Source organism: Pseudomonas sp. 43(2021) (assembly GCF_017490805.1).
GTDB lineage: Bacteria > Pseudomonadota > Gammaproteobacteria > Pseudomonadales > Pseudomonadaceae > Aquipseudomonas.
The window spans coordinates 71,170-90,051 of record NZ_JAFGYJ010000004.1; the positions used below are offsets into that span (position 1 = coordinate 71,170).

Consider the following 18,882-nt stretch of genomic DNA (forward strand, 5'->3'; position numbering starts at 1 on the left):
ACGGCAAACATGATGGCGTTGTCAGCCCTGCCTGCTCAAGTGCGTCAGTACCTGCTGGTTACCGGCAACTACTGGGCCTTCACACTCACCGACGGCGCGTTGCGCATGCTGGTGGTACTGCACTTCCATTCGTTGGGCTACACGCCGCTGCAGATCGCGGCGCTGTTCCTGTTCTATGAAGTGTTCGGCGTGATCACCAACCTGGTGGGCGGCTACCTTGGCGCCCGCCTGGGGCTCAACCGCACCATGAACATCGGCCTGGGCATGCAGGTGCTGGCGTTGCTGATGCTTACGGTACCGTCAGCCTGGCTGACAGTACCCTGGGTGATGGCCGCCCAGGCGTTGTCCGGCATCGCCAAGGACCTGAACAAGATGAGTGCCAAGAGCTCCATCAAGCTTCTGGTGCCGGACAGCCAGCAAGGCACCCTCTACAAGTGGGTGGCCATCCTGACGGGATCGAAAAACGCGCTCAAAGGCGTGGGTTTCTTCCTTGGCGGCGCCCTGCTCGCCCTGCTCGGCTTCACCCTGGCGGTGCTGGCCATGGCGGCAGTATTGGCATTGATCTGGATGGGCAGTCTGATCCTGCTGAAGAAGGACCTGGGCAAAGCCAAGGCCAAACCAAAGTTCCGCGACGTGCTGTCCAAGAGCCGGGCCATCAACATCCTCTCGGCCGCACGGCTGTTTCTCTTTGGCGCCCGTGACGTCTGGTTCGTCGTGGCATTGCCGGTGTACCTGAGCACGGCTTTTGGCTGGGACTTCTGGCTGGTCGGCGGCTTCATGGCTGCATGGGTAATCGGCTACGGCATCGTTCAGTCGTTTGCCCCCCACATCACTGGCAAGAAGCGCGGCCATGTGCCCGACGGTCGGGCGGCTTTCATCTGGGCGATCGCCCTTGCCGGGCTGCCTGCGCTCATCGCCCTGGGCCTGTCGGCAGGCTGGTCGGCTCAGGTGGTGGTGCTTGGCGGGCTGATGCTGTTCGGCGTGCTGTTCGCCGTGAACTCGTCGCTGCACAGCTACCTGATAGTCAGTTATGCCAAGGAAGACGGGGTATCGCTGGATGTGGGCTTCTATTACATGTCCAACGCGCTAGGGCGGCTGGTCGGTACGCTGCTTTCCGGTTGGGTATTCCAGGCTTACGGGCTGCAAGCCTGCCTGTGGATCTCCACGGCCTTCGTTGTGCTGGCTGCCCTGATTTCAATCGCCTTGCCACGGCACACCACCGTGGTTGCTCCGCGCTAGCCCCCGCTTTGCCGAGGACTGGCGCGCTGCGCTTGAATCACATTACCCGAACCTGGTACGCCGTTCGCTGGTTTCAAGCCACCGCCTTAGCGCTGCTGGTATTGGTCTGGCTGGCCGCAGCTCCTGCGGCCAGCCCTTTCGATGGGCCTGTAACGCCAGGGTCAGTCGTCGTGGCGGTGTTTGCGCCAGCCATAGTGATGGCCACGGTCGTGACGGTGGCGACGCCAGCCCCGATCGTCATCATCGTCGTCATAATCACGGTAGCGATGCCCACTTTCATCATCGTAGTCCCGGCCCATGTGGTTGCCCAAGGCACCACCCACACCGCCACCGGCCGCTGCGCCGATCATGCTGCCCGTAGTGCCGCCCATCTTGCGACCTACCACATTACCGCCAGCTGCACCCAAGGCGCCGCCAATGGCCGCCTCGCCACGGCTGTGTTTGTTGGCGCCCACCGCACTACCGGCCGCGCCACCCAGGCCTGCGCCGATTGCCGAGCCGGTGCTGCCGCCGATCGACTGGCCGACTACCGAGCCCAATACTCCACCCAATGCGCCACCTATACCTGCTTCGGTATTACCGCCTGCCGAAGCAACACCGCTAAGCAGGCCAAGTGACAACAAGAGAATCGAGGAGTACTTCATTTGTGAAAGCCTCAAAGGGATACCGAGGCGATCCTGAGGCTCTGGAAGGGGGCTTACAATGAAAATCCGACGAGTAACACGGCTTGAGAAAATTTTCTAAGTTGCTGTTTTTAAATTGAAACTTTAGGAATTTTCAACGGTCGTAGGCTAATTGCGGTCCCAGCAGCTGGCGGCGAAGCTGGCTTCTGATCAGTCCTTTGCGTGCCCGCGAAACAAGCGAAGGTACTGCAACGACCGCGCAACTGCCCAGGCCGACTTAACGTTTGCGCTGCGAGTTGTCATCGCTTCTTTCTTCATCTCCCCTCCTATCCCTTGCTGTGTTCAGGCGAAGATGGCCCCGTGCCGCGTTTGATTCCACGCGGCCCGAGCACACCCCAGATGGCCAGGCCGACAACAGGCAGCGCCAACAGCAACAGCGCCCACATCGCCTTCGTCACCTCGGACTTGTCGCTGCGAAAAACACTGACGATGGCCCACAGATCGACCAACAGAATGATCGCCGCAACGGCGATCCAGAAATACGCCAGAGGCTCGGTCATGATCCCCTCTCCTCTGTTTGATCCGGCAGCAGTACGCGGCTCGCGCGTCCTCCTACCAAGAGGAAGCCAGCAGTCGCAACAAAGTTCAGGGAGCTTTACCTGACATCGATGAATGGCTCACAAGCAATGAACCAACCCCGCAAGAAACACGTCCACCAGAAAACAACGCACGAGTGACCGGCCATGGCGACCGACCCTGTACGCGAGGCCCTCGATTACCTCAAGGCCCACAAGCTGCTGCTGACCACCGCAGAATCCTGCACGGCCGGCGCCATGGTTGCGCTGCTGGCGGCAGTACCCGGTACCGGCGAGGTGCTGGAAAGCGGCTACGTGGTGTACTCGCCAAGTGCCAAGAAACGCCTGCTCGGCGTCAATCCCCAGACTATCGAACGCTACGGTCTGACCAGCGAGGCCGTAGCCTGGGAGATGGCGCTTGGCGCCTTGAAAGACAGCGACGCCACCGTCGCCATCGCCAGCACGGGTGTCGCCGGGCCGGAGCCGCAGGATGCCATCGCCCCAGGCACCGTGTGCTTCGCCTGGGCATTTGCCGGCGAGCCGCTGGCCGTGTTCACTCGCAGCCAGCGCTTTTTTGGCGAGCGCGCGGAGGTCATGCGCCAGGGTGCACTCTACGGGTTGTCGCACCTGGCCCATTACCACCAACGCTGGCTGCGCGGTGAGCGCGCCTGAGGGGGCTGCGAGCATGGACGAAGAGGAGCTGGTTTCAAGGCGCCATCCCGTCGAGGAAGACATGCGGATGCAGCAGCGGGTGTGGCGTTTCGAACGGGTCGGATGGTATGCCCTGGTGCTGATCGTGCTGCTGGCCCTGGCCGGGTTGTTCGGTAACGGCCCGCTCAGTGACGCACAGGTCTCGAGTGAAGACGGCCGGGTACAGGTGGACTATCAGCGTCTCAGCCGCAGCGGCACCACCGACAAACTGCGTATCACGGTTCGCGGCACCGCAGGGGAGCCTGTGATGTTGTTGCTCGGGGGCACCCTGCTGCGCGAAGCCAGCATCGAAACGCTGCAGCCACAACCGCAAGCATCGCGCTCCCAAGGCCGGTCGCTCCTGCTCCAGCTTGGTACCAGCAAAGAAGGGATCACCACTCTTTATCTGACCCTGCGCAGCGAATACGTCGGCACGCTCGAAGGTGTTGTCAGGGCTGGCCCGAGCAGCACAGTGCATTTCTCGACCTTTCTCTACCCCTAGGAGCGCGACATGGACTCCATTCTCCGTGCGGCAGGCATGTATATCGCGCTGATGCTGCTGTTTCGCGTGGCTGGCAGGCGCTCGCTGGCCGACCTGACCACCTTCGACTTCGTCCTGCTGCTGATCATTGGAGAGGCGACCCAGCAGGCCTTGCTGGGCGAGGACTTCTCATTCACCAACGCCATGCTGGTGATCGCCACGCTGATCGTTCTGGATGTCGGCCTGTCACTGGCCAAGCTCAACTCCAGGCGCCTGGCCCGGCTGGTCGATGGCCACGCGACACTGGTCGTGGATCAGGGGCGCTTTCTCCACCACCGAATGCGGCGGGCACGGCTGACCGAAGACGACATTCTCGAATCAGCCCGGGACAGCCAGGGTATCGAAAGCGTCGGGCAGATCAAGTTCGCCATCGTCGAGCGCAACGGCAAGATCTCGATCATCCCGCAGGAGTGACCCTACCTGCCGGGTACAAGGCAGCTGCGGCCCGGTACGTTGATCATCCGCTTTGAACCTTGTCGCACGCGCCTTACTCCATCGAAGGCAATCGTGATTTTTCCAACCCTGAAGAGGTGTTTCATGAACGCTATCGAACTGCTGATCCAGGATCATGAGCTGGTGAAAAAGCTGCTGGAGGAACTCTCCTCCACCACCGAGCGCGCGGTGAAGAAGCGCGCCGAGCTGCTCGAACGCATCAAGCAGGAAGTGACCATCCATACCGCGCTGGAAGAAGAAATCTTGTACCCGGCCATCAAGCAGGCCGGCGGCAAGGAAGAAGCGAAAATGTATTACGAAGCCAAGGAGGAGCACCGCACCGTCGACTCGCTGGTGCTGCCGGACCTGCTGCAGACCGAGACCGGCACCGTCGAGTTCGCCGGGCGGGTCAAGGTCATGAAGGAACTGCTGGAACACCATATCGAGGAAGAAGAAAGCGAGCTGTTCCCGACCGCCCGCAAACTACTGGGCAAACAGGAACTGGACAAGCTCGGACAGGCCATGGAGGCGCAGAAAAAGCTGCTCAAGGGCGAACAGCGTGCCGCGTGATGGAGGACTGGATCGACTTGCTTGACTGGCCGGCCATGGCCCTGACGGTGCTTGCCGCCTGGTGCATCGGTTCGCGGCGCCCTGGCCGGCGCAAGCTGGGTTTCTGCTGCTTCATCGCCAGCAATGTGCTGTGGGCCATCTGGGGGTGGCAGGCGCAAGCCTGGGCGCTGATCCTCCTGCAGGGTTGCCTGTGCGCCATGAACCTGCGGGGCTGGAAGAAAAATGCTGCTGTGGAGTCGGGCTGACGCCCGCTCACAAACCCGAGAGCCCAACGGCGAGGGACCAAACCATGATCGAACCCGACAACCCTGACCCTTACGTGGACGACATACCGCACAACCCGGGCGAACCTGTACCTGAACCAGAACAGGAGCAGGAAGCACCCGACTGGCCCGAAGGCCAGGTGCCGCCGGAGGAACAGTCTGACGGCTGAGGCTCAACCATCGAGCGGCGTTGTCTGCTTCGCCGGCAATGCCGCCCCCAGTCACCCAATCCTGCGCAAGGAGGCAAGCGTCTCCCGCTCCAGCCAGGCCAGCAGTGCCGGCAGTCGGCTACGAATGCCGTTGATGTTGAACGTGGCAATCTTCAGCGCTTTCATGCGTCGGGGTCGCTGACGTGGGCCTGCACGGCATCTTCCAGAGCACGTACATGGGCGTCATCGGCCAATGCCTTGAGTGCGAGCCAGTCGTCCCAATCGATGGCCCCATCGTCGCGCAGGGCCTCGGCGGTGCGCAGCAGTTCATGGTGGTAGGCATCCGGCGACTCACGGCGGTAACTGATGTCGTCGTACTGGGCGTACCAGGCCTCGAGCTCGGGGATGCTGCGGTCAATGCTCATGATGGGGCCCTCAAGGTGTCCTTTGCATTAAGAGCCTCCACCACGCAGCGACGTTCAAATTCAACGCCATTGGCCTGTCTTGTATGGCCATGTCGAGATCCTGAAGTTGCCCGCCCAGCCTCGGCGCATGAAACGAGCTTGCCGCGAACCAGGTTTCCCGGTTCACGGCGTATTTGAAGCGTTACTCAGGCAATCAGGTAGGAATGCCAGCCAGTCGCCACACAGGCGCTTGAACCGGTTCGGCCTGGCTGCGGTTGCGTGCCCACTGGGTCAGGGCAGCCATCATGGCAAAGCCGAGCAGGATCATCACCGGATAGGCCAGCAGCAACTCGGTCAGCGAGTATTTCCAGGCCAGTGGGCGACCGACGCCCAGCATCGCCGCATACAGCCAGGACACACCCGACAGTGCGCCGGAGAACAGCGCGAACATCCGCACGCCGAAATTCAGGTCGAGCAAGTTTCCCGCTTTGAGCAGGGCAGGCAAAACATAGCGATGCAACAACATGCCGTTAAAGGTCAACAACATGACGATAATGATTTTCGCTTGAAGTTTGGGATTGGCAAAATAGTTCATACCTTTATCAAGGTAGTCAATTCCAATCACTGCGGCGCCCGTGAGCCACAGGAATATCAGGGCATTGGCCACGGACTTCTGCAAGCGCGTCATATGCTGACTGTCATGCCCGGCCCCTTTATGGCCTTTCAACAAGTTCCTGACCATCTCGGCGTCACTGGCGAATACCAGGCCGATGGCAATGCAACAGGCCAGTAAATGAACGTAAATCACCGACAACCGCACCAGCTCCATGGATTCTTTCTGCCCGAACAGGCTAATAATTGTATTAATCTCCACGACGTTTTCTCCACGTAATGCGTTAGCGCTAGATGACCTTGCAATAGGCGCGCGAACGTTTTAATCGCAGCGGCAAGACCAAATTCAAATCGTTAGTTGAAATAGCAGATCGTTTTTAATACACACGGTGGCTCACCCGAAGAGCCTCGGTTGGGCATGGCATTGCTCCACTGGTTCGAAAAAAAAAAGCCCCATGAGCATCCCTGCGATGCCGATGAGGTTGAACGTCCATAAGTTCTGGGGGAAAGGCACCAGGTGCGATCTTGTTGAAAGCACCTGCTGGCAAATAGGAGTCAGCCTCGCCCAAATCGTTCATTTCTCAGGCAAAACGACCGACAGGCGGTACACTTAGTCAAGTTAGTTAGTTTGCTAAGTTGTTATAGTTTGACCGAATGGAAAGTTTTCACGGCAACTGGATCCAAACTTCACAAGCGACTTTGAATGCTCTACTCCGCTATTTTGCAGTTCTCCTTTTGCGGCGGGCCGTGTCTGAAGTGCCATCAGTCGGGCCAAAAACAGCCCCATTCCGATCGCCAGGCGCAGCCAACGACCCATCTGTCGCCTTCAGCCTGACAGCGCCCGCAACTCGGCCCGGGTGCTGCCAGGCAGCACAGGTACCGTCAATGAGTGCCCAAAGCCGCTGACGCCTGATGCCCCGGCGCCTCCTCATCGATCTGCGCCAGGCTCAAGCGCGATGTCTCGCGCAACATCAGCGAGCACACCGCGACCAGTGCCAGTGCCCCCGCGCCATACAGCGCCACGCCCAGCGGGTCATGGTCGGTGAGGATCAGGATTGCCGTGGCAACGCTCGAGGCGGTGCCGCCACCCAGCGCGGCGCCGACCTGATAGCTGGCCGAGATGCCCGAATAGCGCATGCTGCGCGGGAACTGCTCGCCGAGGAAGGCCGGGATGGGCCCTTGGGTCGCGCCCATCAGCAGGCCGGTCAGGCTGTAGGCGCACAAGGCGATGGCGAAGCTCTTCATGCCCACCAGGGAAAAGAACACGAACAGCCCCAGGGCCATGGCCGCTGCGCCGAAGCTCATCACCGTGCGCCGCCCCAGGCGGTCCGACAGGTAGCCGAACAACGGTGCCGACAGCACGATGGCGACCGACAGCGTCAGGTCGAACATCAGCGCCTCGGTACTGCCGAAACCCACCTGCGTGGCGTACGTCAGGAAGAAGGTGCTGCCGATATAGGCGATGGTGCAGTAACCGAAGGCGATCCCGGTGCACAACAACAGCTGCCGCGGACGTTGGCGCAGGGCCTCGGTCAACGGCGCACGCACGGGCTTGGTCAGTGACGCAGTGGCCGCTGCCGGCGCCCTCAGGCGCGCGTACAGGCCGATCAGTACCAAGGTGCCACCCAGCCAGAACGGGATGCGCCAGGCGAAATCGACCAGGTTGTCGTCGAAGGCCGCGCTGACGATGGCGAACACTCCAGCACCGAGGATGCCCCCCACGCCGATCCCCATGCTGGTGAAGCTGCCCCACAACCCGCGCCGCCCCGGTGGCGCAGACTCGATGCCGAACAGCGCGGCGCCCCCCCACTCCCCGCCTGCCGCAAAACCCTGGACCAGGCGCAGCAGCACCAGCAGGATCGGCGCGACCACGCCGACGCTGGCATGGCCGGGCAGGCAGCCGATGAGGAAGGTACTCATGCCCATCAGCAGCAAGGTCGCGACCAGGACCTTCTGTCGGCCGATGCGGTCACCGAAGTGGCCAAACACCAGCCCTCCCAACGGTCGGGCAAGAAAGCCCGCACCGAAGGCGCTGAAGGCCACCAGCGTGGCGGTCAGGTGGTCCATGTGCGGGAAGAACACCTGGGGAAACACCAGTGCAGCGGCAGTGCCGTAGATGATGAAGTCGTAGAACTCCAGCGCCGTCCCCAGGCCGGAGACACAGAAGGTTCGCAAGGCGGAGCGGGATGACGCAGGGTGGGAATGGTGCGCATGCATTGTTGTTGTTCTCGTTCGGCGGTGCCGCCTTGGCTGGCGGCACCGGGTTGGCTCAGAAAGTGTCGAAGCCGGCCTTGGCCAGGTGCACAGGCGTACCGGCTACGTACTGCAGGGCACAGCGTTCGGTGTCGATGCCGACGCTGAGCAAGGTTTCCCAGCGCTCGGTATCGGGCATGGCCATGTCCGGGTGGAAGCAGATCGGCGCACGGTCGCCCTCGGCGCCGCACATGGCCTCGGCCCGGGCACGCAGGTCAGCGCTGGCCATCTGGCCGACCACCTGCTCAAGGTGGCCCAGGCGGCATTGGCTATCGGCACGGTCGGCGACCTGCTCGCCCAGGCTCAGTTGTGGGTCGAGGAAGTGGTTGGTGTGCAGCAGCCAGCCGTCTTCTCGTGGCAGCACCAGGGCAGTGCGCGCGGGGCTCAGTTCGATGCTGGCTGCGCGCGGGCTGCTGTCCTGCCGGGAGAACACTGTCAGCACGGTAGAGGCACTGACCCGCGCCGACCGGGCAAGCTCGATGGCCTCCTCGACACTGCTGGCCTCCTCCAGCAGACGCCGGGCGATGGCGTGCACCGGCACACCACCATGGTCGTTGTCACTGGCATGGTGGAGAATATTGAAGTGCAGACCGAGGCCCGCACTGTTCACACCCAGCTTGGCGAGCATGCCGAATTCGCAGAACAGTTTGACGAGCATGCCGCGTTCGGTGTGCAGCGCCAGCATCAGACCATGGGGGCACAGGCTGTCATGCCAGTCCCAGGTCTGCAGGGTCTGCGGCACACGCGCGCCACGGGGTGCATGCACGGTGGTGGAGCATTCACTGTGGCGGGTGCGGGCCGCCAGCACTTCGGTGCGCGCGTTCAGGCTCGCCAGTTGCCACAGCGGCAGGTCGGCACCGCGGGCCATGCCGACCACTTCAGCGGCCAGGCCCGGGCTCCAGGTTTCCAGGGCAGCCAGGCTGTTTTCGCCGATGCGTTGCGCCTCGCTCAAGGGCACGCCAACCCGTGGGAAAAAGCCCAGGTACAGTGCAGTGGTGGTACGGATCTGTTCGGCGAAGCGCGCGCCAATCTGGTGGCCGCGCTCGAGCGGGTGGTGGATGTCGCTGACATGGGTGTGGATCTTCAAGGCGGGGGACTCCTGGTACAGGCCGGGGTGGTCAGGCAAGCACCGCTAGCCTAACGAGGCGCCCCCCGATCGATCATCGCCACAACCCGCACAACTTTTGTGCCCCGCTGGAAAAATTCAGCCCCACGCCAGCGCCTGCGCCCCCTGCCCGTGCAAATGTTCATGCAGCAAGGCAATGAACGCCTGCACCTTGCGGGTATTGCGCCGGTGCGGCAGGTACAGCACGTGTACCCAAGGACCAAACGCGCTCAGGGCCCGCCAGTAATCAGGCATCACCTCCACCAGTTGCCCGTTGGCCAGGTAGGGCGCGGCGCACCAGGTGGGTACGAACTGCAAGCCCTGCCCATCGAGCAGGCAGGCCAGCAGGAAGTCGAAGTTGTCGCTCACCAGGCGGGGGGTGGGCTGGCGCACACGCAGCGTCTGGCCGCCGTGTTCGATCCACCAGAAGCTGCGGTTGAGCAGCGGGTGGCGCAGCAGCAGCCAGTCGTGCTGGGCATAGTTCTCCAGGGTGATCGCCTCGCCATGTCGGGCCAGGTAGGCAGGGCTGGCGCAAAGGATCACGCGGTTCTCGATCAGCGGCTGGGCGATCAGCTCCGGCTGGTCGGTGGGGCCGTCGCGCAGCGACAGGTCGTAGCCACCATCGATCAGGTCTTCGTTGGCATCATTGAGGTTGACCTCCAGGCGCACCTGCGGGTGCTCGCGCATGAAGCGGCAACACACCTGGTTGAGAAATGCCGGGCCGAACGACGGCGGTGCGGTAATGCGCAGGGTGCCGCGCAGCGCGTGCTGCAACTGCTCCACTTCCTCGGTCACCCGTTGCAGGTGCATCAACGCCTGACGCGCGCCTTCCAGGTACAAGGTACCCGCCTCGGTCAGCGCCATGCGCCGGGTAGTGCGCTCGAACAGCCGCACGCCCAGTTCGCTCTCCAGGTGCGCCACGGCCTTGGTGATGGCCGACGGCGTCTTGCCCAGTTGCTCGGCCGCACGGCTGAAGCTGGCGTGTTCGGCGGCAGCGACGAAGATGGTCAGGGCCATCATCTTGTCCATGGTTTCTTCCTGTTCGGCACAAACGGTGGGAGTGATGCGAGGGTGGCGAGTATCTGCCCCTCCTATCAAACCCGCAAATGCCGGCGATTTGAATAGGCACGGCAAGGTCCGCTGCTTGCACCTTGGCAAATACGGGCTCGGGATTTTTTCCTCATCACGAAAAAAGTTGTGCCTGCCCTCGCCTTTATCCGCCCTAGCCCCCTGGCTAGGCTGCGGCGCCATCACGACAAGAACGAGGCACAGCATGAAACAGCTCCTGAAGATGGCAATCAGCGCCGGCCTGGCCTGCACCTGCGTGCCGGGTTTCGCGGCAGTGGACCTGATCCTGCACAACGCCAAGGTCTACACCGCCGAGCCCGGCCAGCCCTTGCAGCAGGCCGTGGCCGTCGAAGGCGAGAAAATCGTCGCGGTAGGTACCGACCAGGCCGTGCTACGCCTGAAGGCCAAAGGCACCCGGGTCATCGACCTGGGTGGCAAGGTGCTGATGCCGGGCATGCTCGACGCCCACTCGCATGCCATCAAGGGTGGCCTGCAACGGGTGCTGGCCGACCTCGCCGGCGAGCAGGTTGCCCTGGACGAACTGGAACGGCGCCTGCGCCAGTGGCGCAGCGACGGCAAGGCCGTGCGCGGCGAGTTCCTTGTCGTCGGTGGTGTACCGGGCACCTACTGGAATGACATTCCAGCGCTGGAACAGCGCTTCAACCACGGCGAATGGGCCGAGCAACCGATCCTGTTCGCCGCCAACGACATGCACACCGGCTGGGCCAACCAGGCCATGCTCAAGCGCGCCGCAATCGATGCCGACACCATCGCTGCCCTGCCTGCCGAGGCACGCAACACCATTGGCCAACACCCGGACGGCACACCAAACGGTTTCCTCGCCGATGCCAGCTACTACCCGGTGACCGACCTGCTCCCCGCGCTGCCCCACGCCACCCTGCTGAACGCAGGGCGCATGGCCCTGGATTACTACAAACAGCTGGGCATCACCGGCTGGATGGACCCACTGGCCAACGAGTTGCCGGGGGCCGATGTGAACAACCATTCGCTGGGCGTGCTGCCGGTGTACAAGGACCTCTCCGCACGCGGCGAACTGACCGCCCACGTCGCCGCCCTGTTGATGGCTGACTCCAGGGCAAGCACCGCTGACCTGGACGAGCTGGACAAGGTCCGCCGGCAGTTTCTCGGCGTGCACAACCTCACCCTGCCGGGCATCAAGGTGTTTGCCGACGGTGTTGCCGAAGCGCCAGCGCAAACGGCGGCAATGCTCGAACCCTACAGCAATTCCGGAAAGCACGGCGAACTGCTGCTGGACCCGCAGCACTTTGGCGAATTGGTCAGCGCCGCCGATGCCCGTGGCTGGCTGGTGCACGTGCATGCCATCGGCGACCGCGCCGTGCGCGAGGCACTCAACGGCATCGAGCAGGCCCGGCGTGATCGCCACAGCGGCATCCCCCACTCCATCACCCACTTGCAGATGGTCAACCCCAGGGAATACACCCGCCTCAAACAGCTCGACGTGATTGCCGCGATGCAGCTGTACTGGGCCAGCGCCGACCAATCGAACATGGAACTGGTCAAGCCGTATGTGGATGCCATGGCGTTCATGCACACGTTCCCGGCACGGTCGCTGCTCAAGCATGGCGCCACCCTTGCTGGCGCCAGCGACTGGCCGATCACTACCCCGGACCCTTGGAAAGCGATCTACCAGGCCATCAGCCGCAAGGGGCCCAACGGTGTGCTCAACGCGGCTGAAACCATCGACCGTCAGGTGATGTTCCAGGCCTATACCCTCAACGCCGCCCGGGCCATGCGTCTGGAGCAGCAGACCGGTTCACTCAAGGTCGGCAAGCAGGCCGACATGATCGTGGTTGATCGGGACGTGTTCGACGTCGATGCCGAAACGCTGCGCGATACCCATGTGCTGCAGACCTGGTTTGCCGGGAAGCTGATCTACGCGCGCTGAACTGCGGGCCTCATCGACGCGGTCTGTCAACTCATCCATTCCATCGATTTGACCGCGTCAAATTGCCTCATGTAGCTTGCCGCCCTCTTCGAAGCTGGGCCAAAGGTTTGCCGGGTACTTGAGCTGGGGCAGTTGGCGGAGAACCTGGTGGCCGTGTTCCTGGGGAATGCGGTGGGTGGGGCGATCTTCGTGGGGCTGGCATATTACGTTTCCTACGGTGTGCCTTCGCAGGAAACGTGTGAGGTGCAGTTAAACACCACGGCACCGCAGTGTCTGGCACCGGCTTCGCCGGTATTCGCGGCTAAAGCCGCTCCCACAGGTAGTACCCGTGCAGAACCCAGGGCACGATCCGCAGGACATGCCCCACTCCCCCTGCTGCACTACCGCGTAGGTGGGCTGGACAGTCGTTTCATGGCCGAAAACCCTGAGGTGCAGGTGCATCTTGAAGCCACCAACCGTCGTGTGGACGTATCAGGCGAAGGCCTCACGGTGGATTGCCCAATGCAGCACCTTGTTTCATCCAACCAGCTTGCTGGCGATGATGATTTCGCCGCTCAACACCTTGTGAATGGGGCAGGCATTGGCAACTTCCAGCAAGCGCGTGCGTTGCTCTTCGCTCAGCGGGCCGCTCAAACGAATGTCACGCGCAATCTGGATCCGGGGTTCGCGCCCCAGTTGTTCCTGCTCGATGCGGATATCCACATCAATGGCTTGCAACGGCATTTCCTTGCGATGTGCGTACATGGCAACCGTGATGGAGGTGCAGGCGCCGAGCGAAGACAGCAACAGCCCATGGGGTGACGGACCGACATCCCCGCCCCCTGCCGCCGCGTCAACATCGCTGGCCCACTGGTGCAGGCCGTCTGTCACGTTCACCTCGTACGCCACGCCTGCAAAAGAGGCGCGAATAGCTCGCTCTGCCATTGAAACTCCTGATTGACGATTGCCTGTGGCCACCTGGCAACGCAGGCTGCAAAGCCTGAATGATAGATGCACGCCTGAACTGACGATAGGCGATGAAATGCACCGCAGCGTTCTGCCTGATGAACGCTGCCCCCTGTTACTCGAGAATGGTGACGGCGGCTGTGGTCCCCGCGCGCAAAGGGGGCGCGTCGGCACTGCGCTCAAGGCGCAGCCGTACCGGGATGCGCTGGGCAAGCTTGACCCAGGTGTAACTCGGGTTGACGTTGGCCAGCAGGCGGTTGCCACAAGGCCATAAGAACCACCGCCATGGCTGCCCCCGCGGCGGTGCCCAGTACCTGGGCAAAACTGCGTTTTAGGGCCATGCCGGCCAACGGCAGGCTGATGATGATCACGGTCATCAGCGCCCACTTCGGCTGCTCAAGGTCGAAGATGAACGCCAGGTAGAGGCACAGCAAGCCTGCAACGATGGTGCGCAGTGCGAAGAACAGCACCCCACGGCCAGGGTTCAAGGCCAGCTTGAAATACGAAATCAGTGGAACCATCCGGCACCTCGGGACACGACCAGGGAACCGCGCAGGGGCGCATGGTTCGCCAGGCCGGGTTAGTACATTGACTGGAGGCGAAAGCAGGTTTACTGACGACAGGCTGGATTCCGGGACGCTGTGTCCCATCTCACGAACAGCGGCCCAGGTTTACCATTGGGTGCTCCTCCTGCGCATGACATGCTAAATACTATGTGCATGCACCCACCAAGGAGCCTGCGATGATCGCGGTACGCGAAGCCTGGAAAGCCGGCTTGTTCAAACGTGAACACTGGATGCGCAACCTTGTATCCGGCCTTATCGTTGGGGTTGTTGCGCTTCCCCTCGCCATGGCCTTCGCCATCGCGTCCGGGGTCAAGCCGGAGCAAGGTATCTACACGGCAATCATAGGCGGGTTGCTGGTTTCCCTGCTGGGCGGCAGTCGATTGCAAATCGCCGGGCCTACCGGAGCATTCATCGTGATCCTCGCAGGGGTGACGGCGAAGTACGGAGTCGAAGGCTTGCAACTGGCCACGATGATGGCTGGCGCCATACTGCTGGTGCTTGGCATTACCCGCCTGGGCGCAGTCATCAAGTTCATTCCCGACCCGGTGATCGTGGGTTTCACCGCCGGTATCGGCATCATCATCTGGGTGGGGCAATGGCGGGATTTCTTCGGTCTGCCCGAAATCGAAGGCGGGCACTTCCACGAAAAACTATGGCATCTGTTGCAAGTCCTGCCGGACCTCCACATTGCCACGACGCTGCTCGCAACCTGCAGCCTTGCCCTGCTGATCCTTGCGCCAAGGTTGCCCGTGCTGAAACGCCTGCCCGCGCCACTGGTAGCCATGGTGTTCGCGACGCTCATTCAATCTCTGTTCCACTTTGACGGTGTGGCTACCATCGGCACCGCCTTCGGCGCGATTCCACAGGGTTTGCCATCGCTCACCTGGCCCGAGGTTTCCCTCGCGCGCGTGATCGAACTGATCGGGCCGGCCTTCGCGATCGCCATGCTCGGGGCCATCGAATCGTTGCTTTCTGCTGTCGTGGCCGACGGCATGGCAGGGACCAGGCACGACTCGAATCAGGAACTGATCGGCCAAGGGGTCGCCAACCTGGTCGTGCCGCTATTCGGGGGTTTTGCCGCCACCGGGGCCATTGCCCGGACAGCGACCAACATCCGCAATGGAGCTACCGGGCCACTGGCCGGCATCGTCCATGCCGTGACGCTGGTACTGATCATTCTGTTCCTCGCGCCGCTGGCGTCGAACATTCCACTCTGCGCACTGGCGGCGATTCTGTTCGTCGTCGCCTACAACATGAGCGAGTTGAAGCATTTCAAGCGCATGCTGCAACGCGCACCGAGAGCCGACATCGCCATCCTGCTCGTCACCTTCACCTTGACGGTGTTCAGCGACCTGGTGATTGCCGTGAATATCGGCGTCATCCTCGCCATGCTTCAGTTCATGCGCCGCATGGCATCGTCCGTCGAAGTCCAACAGGTGGTCGAAGAGGAACTGGCCAGTGAACTGCACAGCAACGGCCAGACATCGCTTCCCCCCGGCGTGATGGTGTACACCATCGAAGGCCCGCTGTTCTTTGGCGCCGCTGAAACCTTCGAGCGCGCGCTGTCACAAACGCATACCGACCCTGAGCTGCTGGTGATCTGCCTGAAGCGGGTGCCGTTCATGGATATCACGGGTCTGCAAACCCTGGAGGAAGTGATCCAGCAACTGCACAAACGCCAGATCGTGGTGAAACTGTGCGAAGCCAACAGCAAGGTGCTCGGCAAGCTGGAAAGGACCGGTATCTTGCGGCTGCTTGGCCCTGAGCACTATCACCACACGCTCGGTACAGCCCTGCTGGAAGCACAGGCAACAGCGGCAGAAAACTGAATTCACAAGCGGTACGCGTACCCTGTGGGAGCGGCTTTAGCCGCGAAGCATCCAACGCGGTGCATGGCACCGGCTGCGCCGGTGTTCGCGGCTAAAGCCGCTCCCACAGAGTCCCTGCTAATTCAATGAGTCATGTGCAGTTCCATGGGAGCCTGGCTTGCCGGCGACGGGCCTCAGGCCTGGCCCAGCAACTGGCTCAACACCGCACGCAACTTCCCCGGTTTGACCGGTTTGTTCAGCAACGGCGCACCGAGCTTGTTCAAGGCGCGTCGGCACTGATCGCTGCGGTCGGCGGTGATGATCACCGCGGGAATGGCGACGCCGAAATGTTCGCGCAAGTGCTTGACCACCTCGCAGCCGACCACGCCGTGGTCCAGGTGAAAATCCGCCAGGATCAATTCCGGTGCCTGTCCCTGCAAGGCCAGCAAGGCCCCGGCCTGGTCGGTCGCGGTAACCACTTCGCAGCCCCACTGCCCGAGCAGTGCGCCCATGCTCTCGAGGATGCTCACCTCATTGTCCAGTACCAGCAGGCGGCGGCCTGGCAGCGGGTTGCCGGTGCCCGGCTGCGGCGAAGCCTGGTGAACAGGCAGCGGCATCGCTTCGCCGATCGGCACGTCGATGCTGAACATCGAGCCACGCCCCGGCCACGAGCGCACCTCGACCCGATAGCCGAGAATCTTGGCGATCCGTTCCACGATGGCCAGCCCCAGGCCCACGCCCTTGCGATCGGCGGCGCGGCCAACGTCCAGTTGATTGAACTCGAGGAAAATGGCCTGCAGCCGATCTGCCGCAATGCCTCGCCCGGTATCCCACACCTCCAGGCGCAAGTGGCTGCCGCGGCGCCTGGCCCCCAGCAGAATTTTGCCCTCATCGGTATAACGGCAGGCGTTGCTGAGAAAGTTGCGCAGGATACGTGTCATCAGCCGCAGATCGGTGCTGATGGCATAGTCGGCAATGCGCGCGCGCAGCTTCAGGCCGGCCGCATCGGCCACCGAGCGGAACTCCGAGACCAGTGGCCCGAACAGTTCGTCGAGGCGGTACAGCGCCACGTCCGGCTTGACTGCCGCCTGGTCGAGCCGGGAAATGTCCAGCAGGTCGGTCAGCAGGTCTTCGGCGCCCTCCAGGGCCTGATGGGTACGCTCCACCAGCACTTTTTCCGCCTCTGGCAGTGGCCTTTCGCGCAAGGTCGAGATCAGCAGCCGCGCGGCATTCAGCGGTTGCAGCAGGTCATGGCTGGCGGCAGCGAGGTACTTGTCCTTGCTGCGGTTGGCGGTTTCCGCGGCGTCGCGGGCATCACGCAGGGCGCGGGCGATCTGTTTGCGCTCGGCGATCTGCTGTTGCAGGTTGCGGTTGGCCTCCAGCAACTCATCGGTGCGGGCGGCCACCCGTTGCTCGAGTTCGTCATTCAGTTGCTGCAGCCGCTGCTGGGCCTGCTTGCGTTCGGTGATGTCGGCGACAAACCCTTCCACCAGCCCTTCCTGACCGGGCTTGAGCAACAGGTTCATCAGCACATCAAGGTGGCTGCCGTCCTTGCGCCGCAAGCGGGTTTCATAGCCATGCAGGCTGCGTTCACGGGCTAGGGTCGCGGTGATGGCGTGCAGCTCTTCAGGCCCGCCGGCAAACAGGTCGGCGGCAAGGTCAGTCAGTGGAAACAGCAACGCTTGCGGGTTGTCGTAACCGAGCATGCGTGCCAACGCCGGGTTGGCGGCGCGCATGCCGTCCTGCAGGCTGGCCTGGAAAATCCCGTGCACGGCATTTTCGAACAGCCATTTGTAGCGGTTGCGTTCGGCCTCCAGCTCGTCCAGGCGCGCCGCCAACTCCGGGTAATGGCTCTTGCGCGCCGAGTGGTCGCCCAGCCCCAGCAGCCCGGCCAGCGCCCGCTGCTGCTCGTCAGAGGGCCTCGCCATAGACGACCTCGACATCACGCTGGCTCGACGCACGCGGGTTGGTGAGGATGCACGGGTCATCCATGGCATGTTGCGACAGGAACGGGATATCGGCCGTGCGCACCCCGTGCAGGCCCAGGGTTTCATGGAAACCAATGGCATGCTTCAGCGCGATCAGGTGCTCCACCAGGCGCCCGCAGATCTGCCGGTGGTTGAGGCCGCGGCAGTCGATGCCCAGCACTTCGGCAATCACCTTGAAACGCTCCGGTGCCGAGCTGTAGTTGAACGCCACCACGTGCTCCACCAGCACCGCGTTGCACAAGCCATGCGGCAGGTCGAGGAACCCGCCCAGGCTGTGCGACATGGCGTGGACCGCCCCCAGGATCGCATTGGAAAAGGCCAGCCCCGCCTGCATGCTGCCCAGCATGATTTTCTCGCGCAGGGCGATATCGGTGGGGTTGGCGATCATTTCTACCAGGTTGCCGTTGATCAGGCGCATGGCTTCCAGCGCATGGGGGTCGGTCAGCGGGCCGTGGCCGGTGGAGACGAAGGCTTCGATGGCATGCACCAGCGCATCGATGCCGGTGCAGGCCGACAGGAACGGGTCCATGCTCAGGGTGGTTTGCGGGTCGATCAGCGACACGTCCGGCACCACCGCCTTGCTGACGATGGAGAACTTCATGCGTTCCTGCTGGTTGGAAATGATCACGAACTGCGACACGTCCGCCGAGGTGCCGGCCGTGGTCGGAATCAGGATCAGCGGCGGGCTGGGCACGCGGATCATGTCCACGCCTTCGAATTCGAGGATGCTGCGCCCGTGGGCGACCACGATACCAATGGCCTTGCCGCAATCCATCGGGCTGCCGCCGCCGACCGCGACAATCACGTCACAGTGGTTTTGCCGGTAGATCTCGGCGCCGAGCATCACCTCTTCGACCCGTGGGTTGGGCGATACAGCGCTGTACAGGCAGTAGTCGATGCCCTGGGCCTGCAGGCTGGCCTCCACGTCCGCCACCCAACCAGCGGCAATCACACCGGGGTCGCTGACCACCAGCACCTTGCGCGCACCGAAGGTCTTGGCGTAATTGGCGACATTATGCCGGCAGCCGGCACCAAAGATGATCTCAGGCGAAACGAACTTGCGAAGCGGGCTGAAACTCTGGCTCATCGGAAAGCCTGTTCTTATTGTTCTGGAAGGTAACCGC

Annotated in this window: 19 protein-coding genes and 3 pseudogenes; 9 read left to right on the forward strand and 13 right to left on the reverse strand. The window is 62.5% G+C overall.

Annotated elements, in window-relative coordinates; translation table 11 throughout:
• Positions 1-9 precede the first annotated feature (9 nt).
• Positions 10-1,239, forward strand: a complete 1,230-nt coding sequence (gene arsJ / locus J5M71_RS04650; RefSeq protein WP_207830272.1) for an organoarsenical effux MFS transporter ArsJ — start codon at positions 10-12, stop codon at positions 1,237-1,239.
• Positions 1,240-1,400: 161 nt separating this feature from the next.
• On the opposite strand, the gene J5M71_RS04655 is transcribed toward arsJ, so the two are convergent.
• Positions 1,401-1,883 carry a glycine zipper domain-containing protein gene (locus J5M71_RS04655; RefSeq protein ID WP_207830274.1) on the reverse strand — a complete coding sequence of 161 codons (483 nt, stop codon included), beginning with the start codon at positions 1,881-1,883 and terminating at the stop codon, positions 1,401-1,403.
• A gap of 305 nt (positions 1,884-2,188) precedes the next feature.
• Positions 2,189-2,422, reverse strand: a complete 234-nt coding sequence (locus tag J5M71_RS04660) for a PLDc N-terminal domain-containing protein (RefSeq protein ID WP_207830276.1) — start codon at positions 2,420-2,422, stop codon at positions 2,189-2,191.
• Between the two features lie 183 nt (positions 2,423-2,605).
• On the opposite strand from J5M71_RS04660, the gene J5M71_RS04665 reads away from it, so the two are divergent.
• From J5M71_RS04665 to J5M71_RS04690, 6 genes are all read left to right on the forward strand, one after another.
• Positions 2,606-3,109 (forward strand): CinA family protein, encoded by a 504-nt coding sequence (locus J5M71_RS04665; RefSeq protein WP_207830278.1) that lies wholly within the window; start codon positions 2,606-2,608, stop codon positions 3,107-3,109.
• A gap of 13 nt (positions 3,110-3,122) precedes the next feature.
• Positions 3,123-3,629: a hypothetical protein gene (locus J5M71_RS04670; protein WP_207830280.1), complete on the forward strand. Its 507-nt coding sequence runs from the start codon at positions 3,123-3,125 to the stop codon at positions 3,627-3,629.
• A gap of 9 nt (positions 3,630-3,638) precedes the next feature.
• Positions 3,639-4,082: a YetF domain-containing protein gene (locus tag J5M71_RS04675; protein ID WP_087500755.1), complete on the forward strand. Its 444-nt coding sequence runs from the start codon at positions 3,639-3,641 to the stop codon at positions 4,080-4,082.
• A 123-nt stretch (positions 4,083-4,205) separates the two neighbouring features.
• On the forward strand, positions 4,206-4,670 hold the full coding sequence (locus J5M71_RS04680; protein ID WP_063913538.1) for a hemerythrin domain-containing protein: 465 nt from the start codon (positions 4,206-4,208) through the stop codon (positions 4,668-4,670).
• Positions 4,670-4,915, forward strand: a complete 246-nt coding sequence (locus tag J5M71_RS04685; RefSeq protein WP_207830282.1) for a hypothetical protein — start codon at positions 4,670-4,672, stop codon at positions 4,913-4,915. Before J5M71_RS04680 ends, J5M71_RS04685 begins: the two co-directional genes overlap by 1 nt.
• A gap of 44 nt (positions 4,916-4,959) precedes the next feature.
• Positions 4,960-5,103 carry a hypothetical protein gene (locus J5M71_RS04690; RefSeq protein WP_207830284.1) on the forward strand — a complete coding sequence of 48 codons (144 nt, stop codon included), beginning with the start codon at positions 4,960-4,962 and terminating at the stop codon, positions 5,101-5,103.
• A gap of 81 nt (positions 5,104-5,184) precedes the next feature.
• Here J5M71_RS04690 and J5M71_RS04695 read toward each other — a convergent pair.
• The 6 genes and pseudogenes from J5M71_RS04695 to J5M71_RS04720 all read right to left on the reverse strand — a co-directional run.
• Positions 5,185-5,268: pseudogene (locus J5M71_RS04695) on the reverse strand (exodeoxyribonuclease III); the annotation flags it as partial.
• A complete protein-coding gene (locus J5M71_RS04700) occupies positions 5,265-5,507 on the reverse strand; it encodes a hypothetical protein (RefSeq protein ID WP_207830286.1) in 243 nt (80 codons plus the stop codon). The gene J5M71_RS04700 and the pseudogene J5M71_RS04695, both read right to left, overlap by 4 nt.
• A 193-nt stretch (positions 5,508-5,700) precedes the next feature.
• Complete coding sequence (locus J5M71_RS04705) at positions 5,701-6,315, reverse strand: hypothetical protein (protein WP_207830638.1); 615 nt, start codon at positions 6,313-6,315, stop codon at positions 5,701-5,703.
• Between the two features lie 665 nt (positions 6,316-6,980).
• On the reverse strand, positions 6,981-8,315 hold the full coding sequence (locus tag J5M71_RS04710) for an MFS transporter (RefSeq protein WP_207830289.1): 1,335 nt from the start codon (positions 8,313-8,315) through the stop codon (positions 6,981-6,983).
• A gap of 52 nt (positions 8,316-8,367) precedes the next feature.
• On the reverse strand, positions 8,368-9,438 hold the full coding sequence (locus J5M71_RS04715) for a C45 family peptidase (protein ID WP_207830292.1): 1,071 nt from the start codon (positions 9,436-9,438) through the stop codon (positions 8,368-8,370).
• Positions 9,439-9,555: 117 nt separating this feature from the next.
• A complete protein-coding gene (locus J5M71_RS04720; RefSeq protein ID WP_207830294.1) occupies positions 9,556-10,485 on the reverse strand; it encodes a LysR family transcriptional regulator in 930 nt (309 codons plus the stop codon).
• A gap of 244 nt (positions 10,486-10,729) precedes the next feature.
• On the opposite strand from J5M71_RS04720, the gene J5M71_RS04725 reads away from it, so the two are divergent.
• Positions 10,730-12,451: an amidohydrolase gene (locus tag J5M71_RS04725; RefSeq protein ID WP_207830296.1), complete on the forward strand. Its 1,722-nt coding sequence runs from the start codon at positions 10,730-10,732 to the stop codon at positions 12,449-12,451.
• Positions 12,452-12,967: 516 nt separating this feature from the next.
• Here J5M71_RS04725 and J5M71_RS04730 read toward each other — a convergent pair.
• The 3 genes and pseudogenes from J5M71_RS04730 to J5M71_RS04735 form a co-directional block, all read right to left on the reverse strand.
• Complete coding sequence (locus tag J5M71_RS04730) at positions 12,968-13,375, reverse strand: OsmC family protein (protein ID WP_207830298.1); 408 nt, start codon at positions 13,373-13,375, stop codon at positions 12,968-12,970.
• 136 nt (positions 13,376-13,511) lie between these two features.
• A pseudogene (locus J5M71_RS29215) lies at positions 13,512-13,658 on the reverse strand (HlyD family secretion protein); the annotation flags it as partial.
• Positions 13,657-13,917 (reverse strand): annotated as a pseudogene (locus J5M71_RS04735) (FUSC family protein); the annotation flags it as partial. The pseudogenes J5M71_RS29215 and J5M71_RS04735, both read right to left, overlap by 2 nt.
• A 221-nt stretch (positions 13,918-14,138) precedes the next feature.
• On the opposite strand from J5M71_RS04735, the gene J5M71_RS04740 reads away from it, so the two are divergent.
• Positions 14,139-15,791: a SulP family inorganic anion transporter gene (locus J5M71_RS04740; RefSeq protein ID WP_207830300.1), complete on the forward strand. Its 1,653-nt coding sequence runs from the start codon at positions 14,139-14,141 to the stop codon at positions 15,789-15,791.
• Between the two features lie 173 nt (positions 15,792-15,964).
• Here the strand turns inward: J5M71_RS04740 and J5M71_RS04745 are convergent, their stop codons facing one another.
• Positions 15,965-17,698, reverse strand: coding sequence for a NahK/ErcS family hybrid sensor histidine kinase/response regulator (locus J5M71_RS04745; RefSeq protein ID WP_207830302.1), 1,734 nt, complete (start codon positions 17,696-17,698; stop codon positions 15,965-15,967).
• A complete protein-coding gene (gene ercA, locus J5M71_RS04750) occupies positions 17,682-18,845 on the reverse strand; it encodes an alcohol dehydrogenase-like regulatory protein ErcA (RefSeq protein ID WP_063913548.1) in 1,164 nt (387 codons plus the stop codon). Before ercA ends, J5M71_RS04745 begins: the two co-directional genes overlap by 17 nt.
• Between the last annotated feature and the right edge of the window lie 37 nt (positions 18,846-18,882).

Bases quoted from the DNA above. Each gene is read 5' to 3' on its own strand.
- arsJ (WP_207830272.1), top strand. From the start codon at position 10: ATGATGGCGTTGTCAGCCCTGCCTGCTCAAGTGCGTCAGTACCTGCTG.
- J5M71_RS04655 (WP_207830274.1), bottom strand. From the start codon at position 1,883: ATGAAGTACTCCTCGATTCTCTTGTTGTCACTTGGCCTGCTTAGCGGT.
- J5M71_RS04660 (WP_207830276.1), bottom strand. From the start codon at position 2,422: ATGACCGAGCCTCTGGCGTATTTCTGGATCGCCGTTGCGGCGATCATT.
- J5M71_RS04665 (WP_207830278.1), top strand. From the start codon at position 2,606: ATGGCGACCGACCCTGTACGCGAGGCCCTCGATTACCTCAAGGCCCAC.
- J5M71_RS04670 (WP_207830280.1), top strand. From the start codon at position 3,123: ATGGACGAAGAGGAGCTGGTTTCAAGGCGCCATCCCGTCGAGGAAGAC.
- J5M71_RS04675 (WP_087500755.1), top strand. From the start codon at position 3,639: ATGGACTCCATTCTCCGTGCGGCAGGCATGTATATCGCGCTGATGCTG.
- J5M71_RS04680 (WP_063913538.1), top strand. From the start codon at position 4,206: ATGAACGCTATCGAACTGCTGATCCAGGATCATGAGCTGGTGAAAAAG.
- J5M71_RS04685 (WP_207830282.1), top strand. From the start codon at position 4,670: ATGGAGGACTGGATCGACTTGCTTGACTGGCCGGCCATGGCCCTGACG.
- J5M71_RS04690 (WP_207830284.1), top strand. From the start codon at position 4,960: ATGATCGAACCCGACAACCCTGACCCTTACGTGGACGACATACCGCAC.
- J5M71_RS04700 (WP_207830286.1), bottom strand. From the start codon at position 5,507: ATGAGCATTGACCGCAGCATCCCCGAGCTCGAGGCCTGGTACGCCCAG.
- J5M71_RS04705 (WP_207830638.1), bottom strand. From the start codon at position 6,315: ATGGAGCTGGTGCGGTTGTCGGTGATTTACGTTCATTTACTGGCCTGT.
- J5M71_RS04710 (WP_207830289.1), bottom strand. From the start codon at position 8,315: ATGCATGCGCACCATTCCCACCCTGCGTCATCCCGCTCCGCCTTGCGA.
- J5M71_RS04720 (WP_207830294.1), bottom strand. From the start codon at position 10,485: ATGGACAAGATGATGGCCCTGACCATCTTCGTCGCTGCCGCCGAACAC.
- J5M71_RS04725 (WP_207830296.1), top strand. From the start codon at position 10,730: ATGAAACAGCTCCTGAAGATGGCAATCAGCGCCGGCCTGGCCTGCACC.
- J5M71_RS04730 (WP_207830298.1), bottom strand. From the start codon at position 13,375: ATGGCAGAGCGAGCTATTCGCGCCTCTTTTGCAGGCGTGGCGTACGAG.
- J5M71_RS04740 (WP_207830300.1), top strand. From the start codon at position 14,139: ATGATCGCGGTACGCGAAGCCTGGAAAGCCGGCTTGTTCAAACGTGAA.
- J5M71_RS04745 (WP_207830302.1), bottom strand. From the start codon at position 17,698: ATGGCGAGGCCCTCTGACGAGCAGCAGCGGGCGCTGGCCGGGCTGCTG.
- ercA (WP_063913548.1), bottom strand. From the start codon at position 18,845: ATGAGCCAGAGTTTCAGCCCGCTTCGCAAGTTCGTTTCGCCTGAGATC.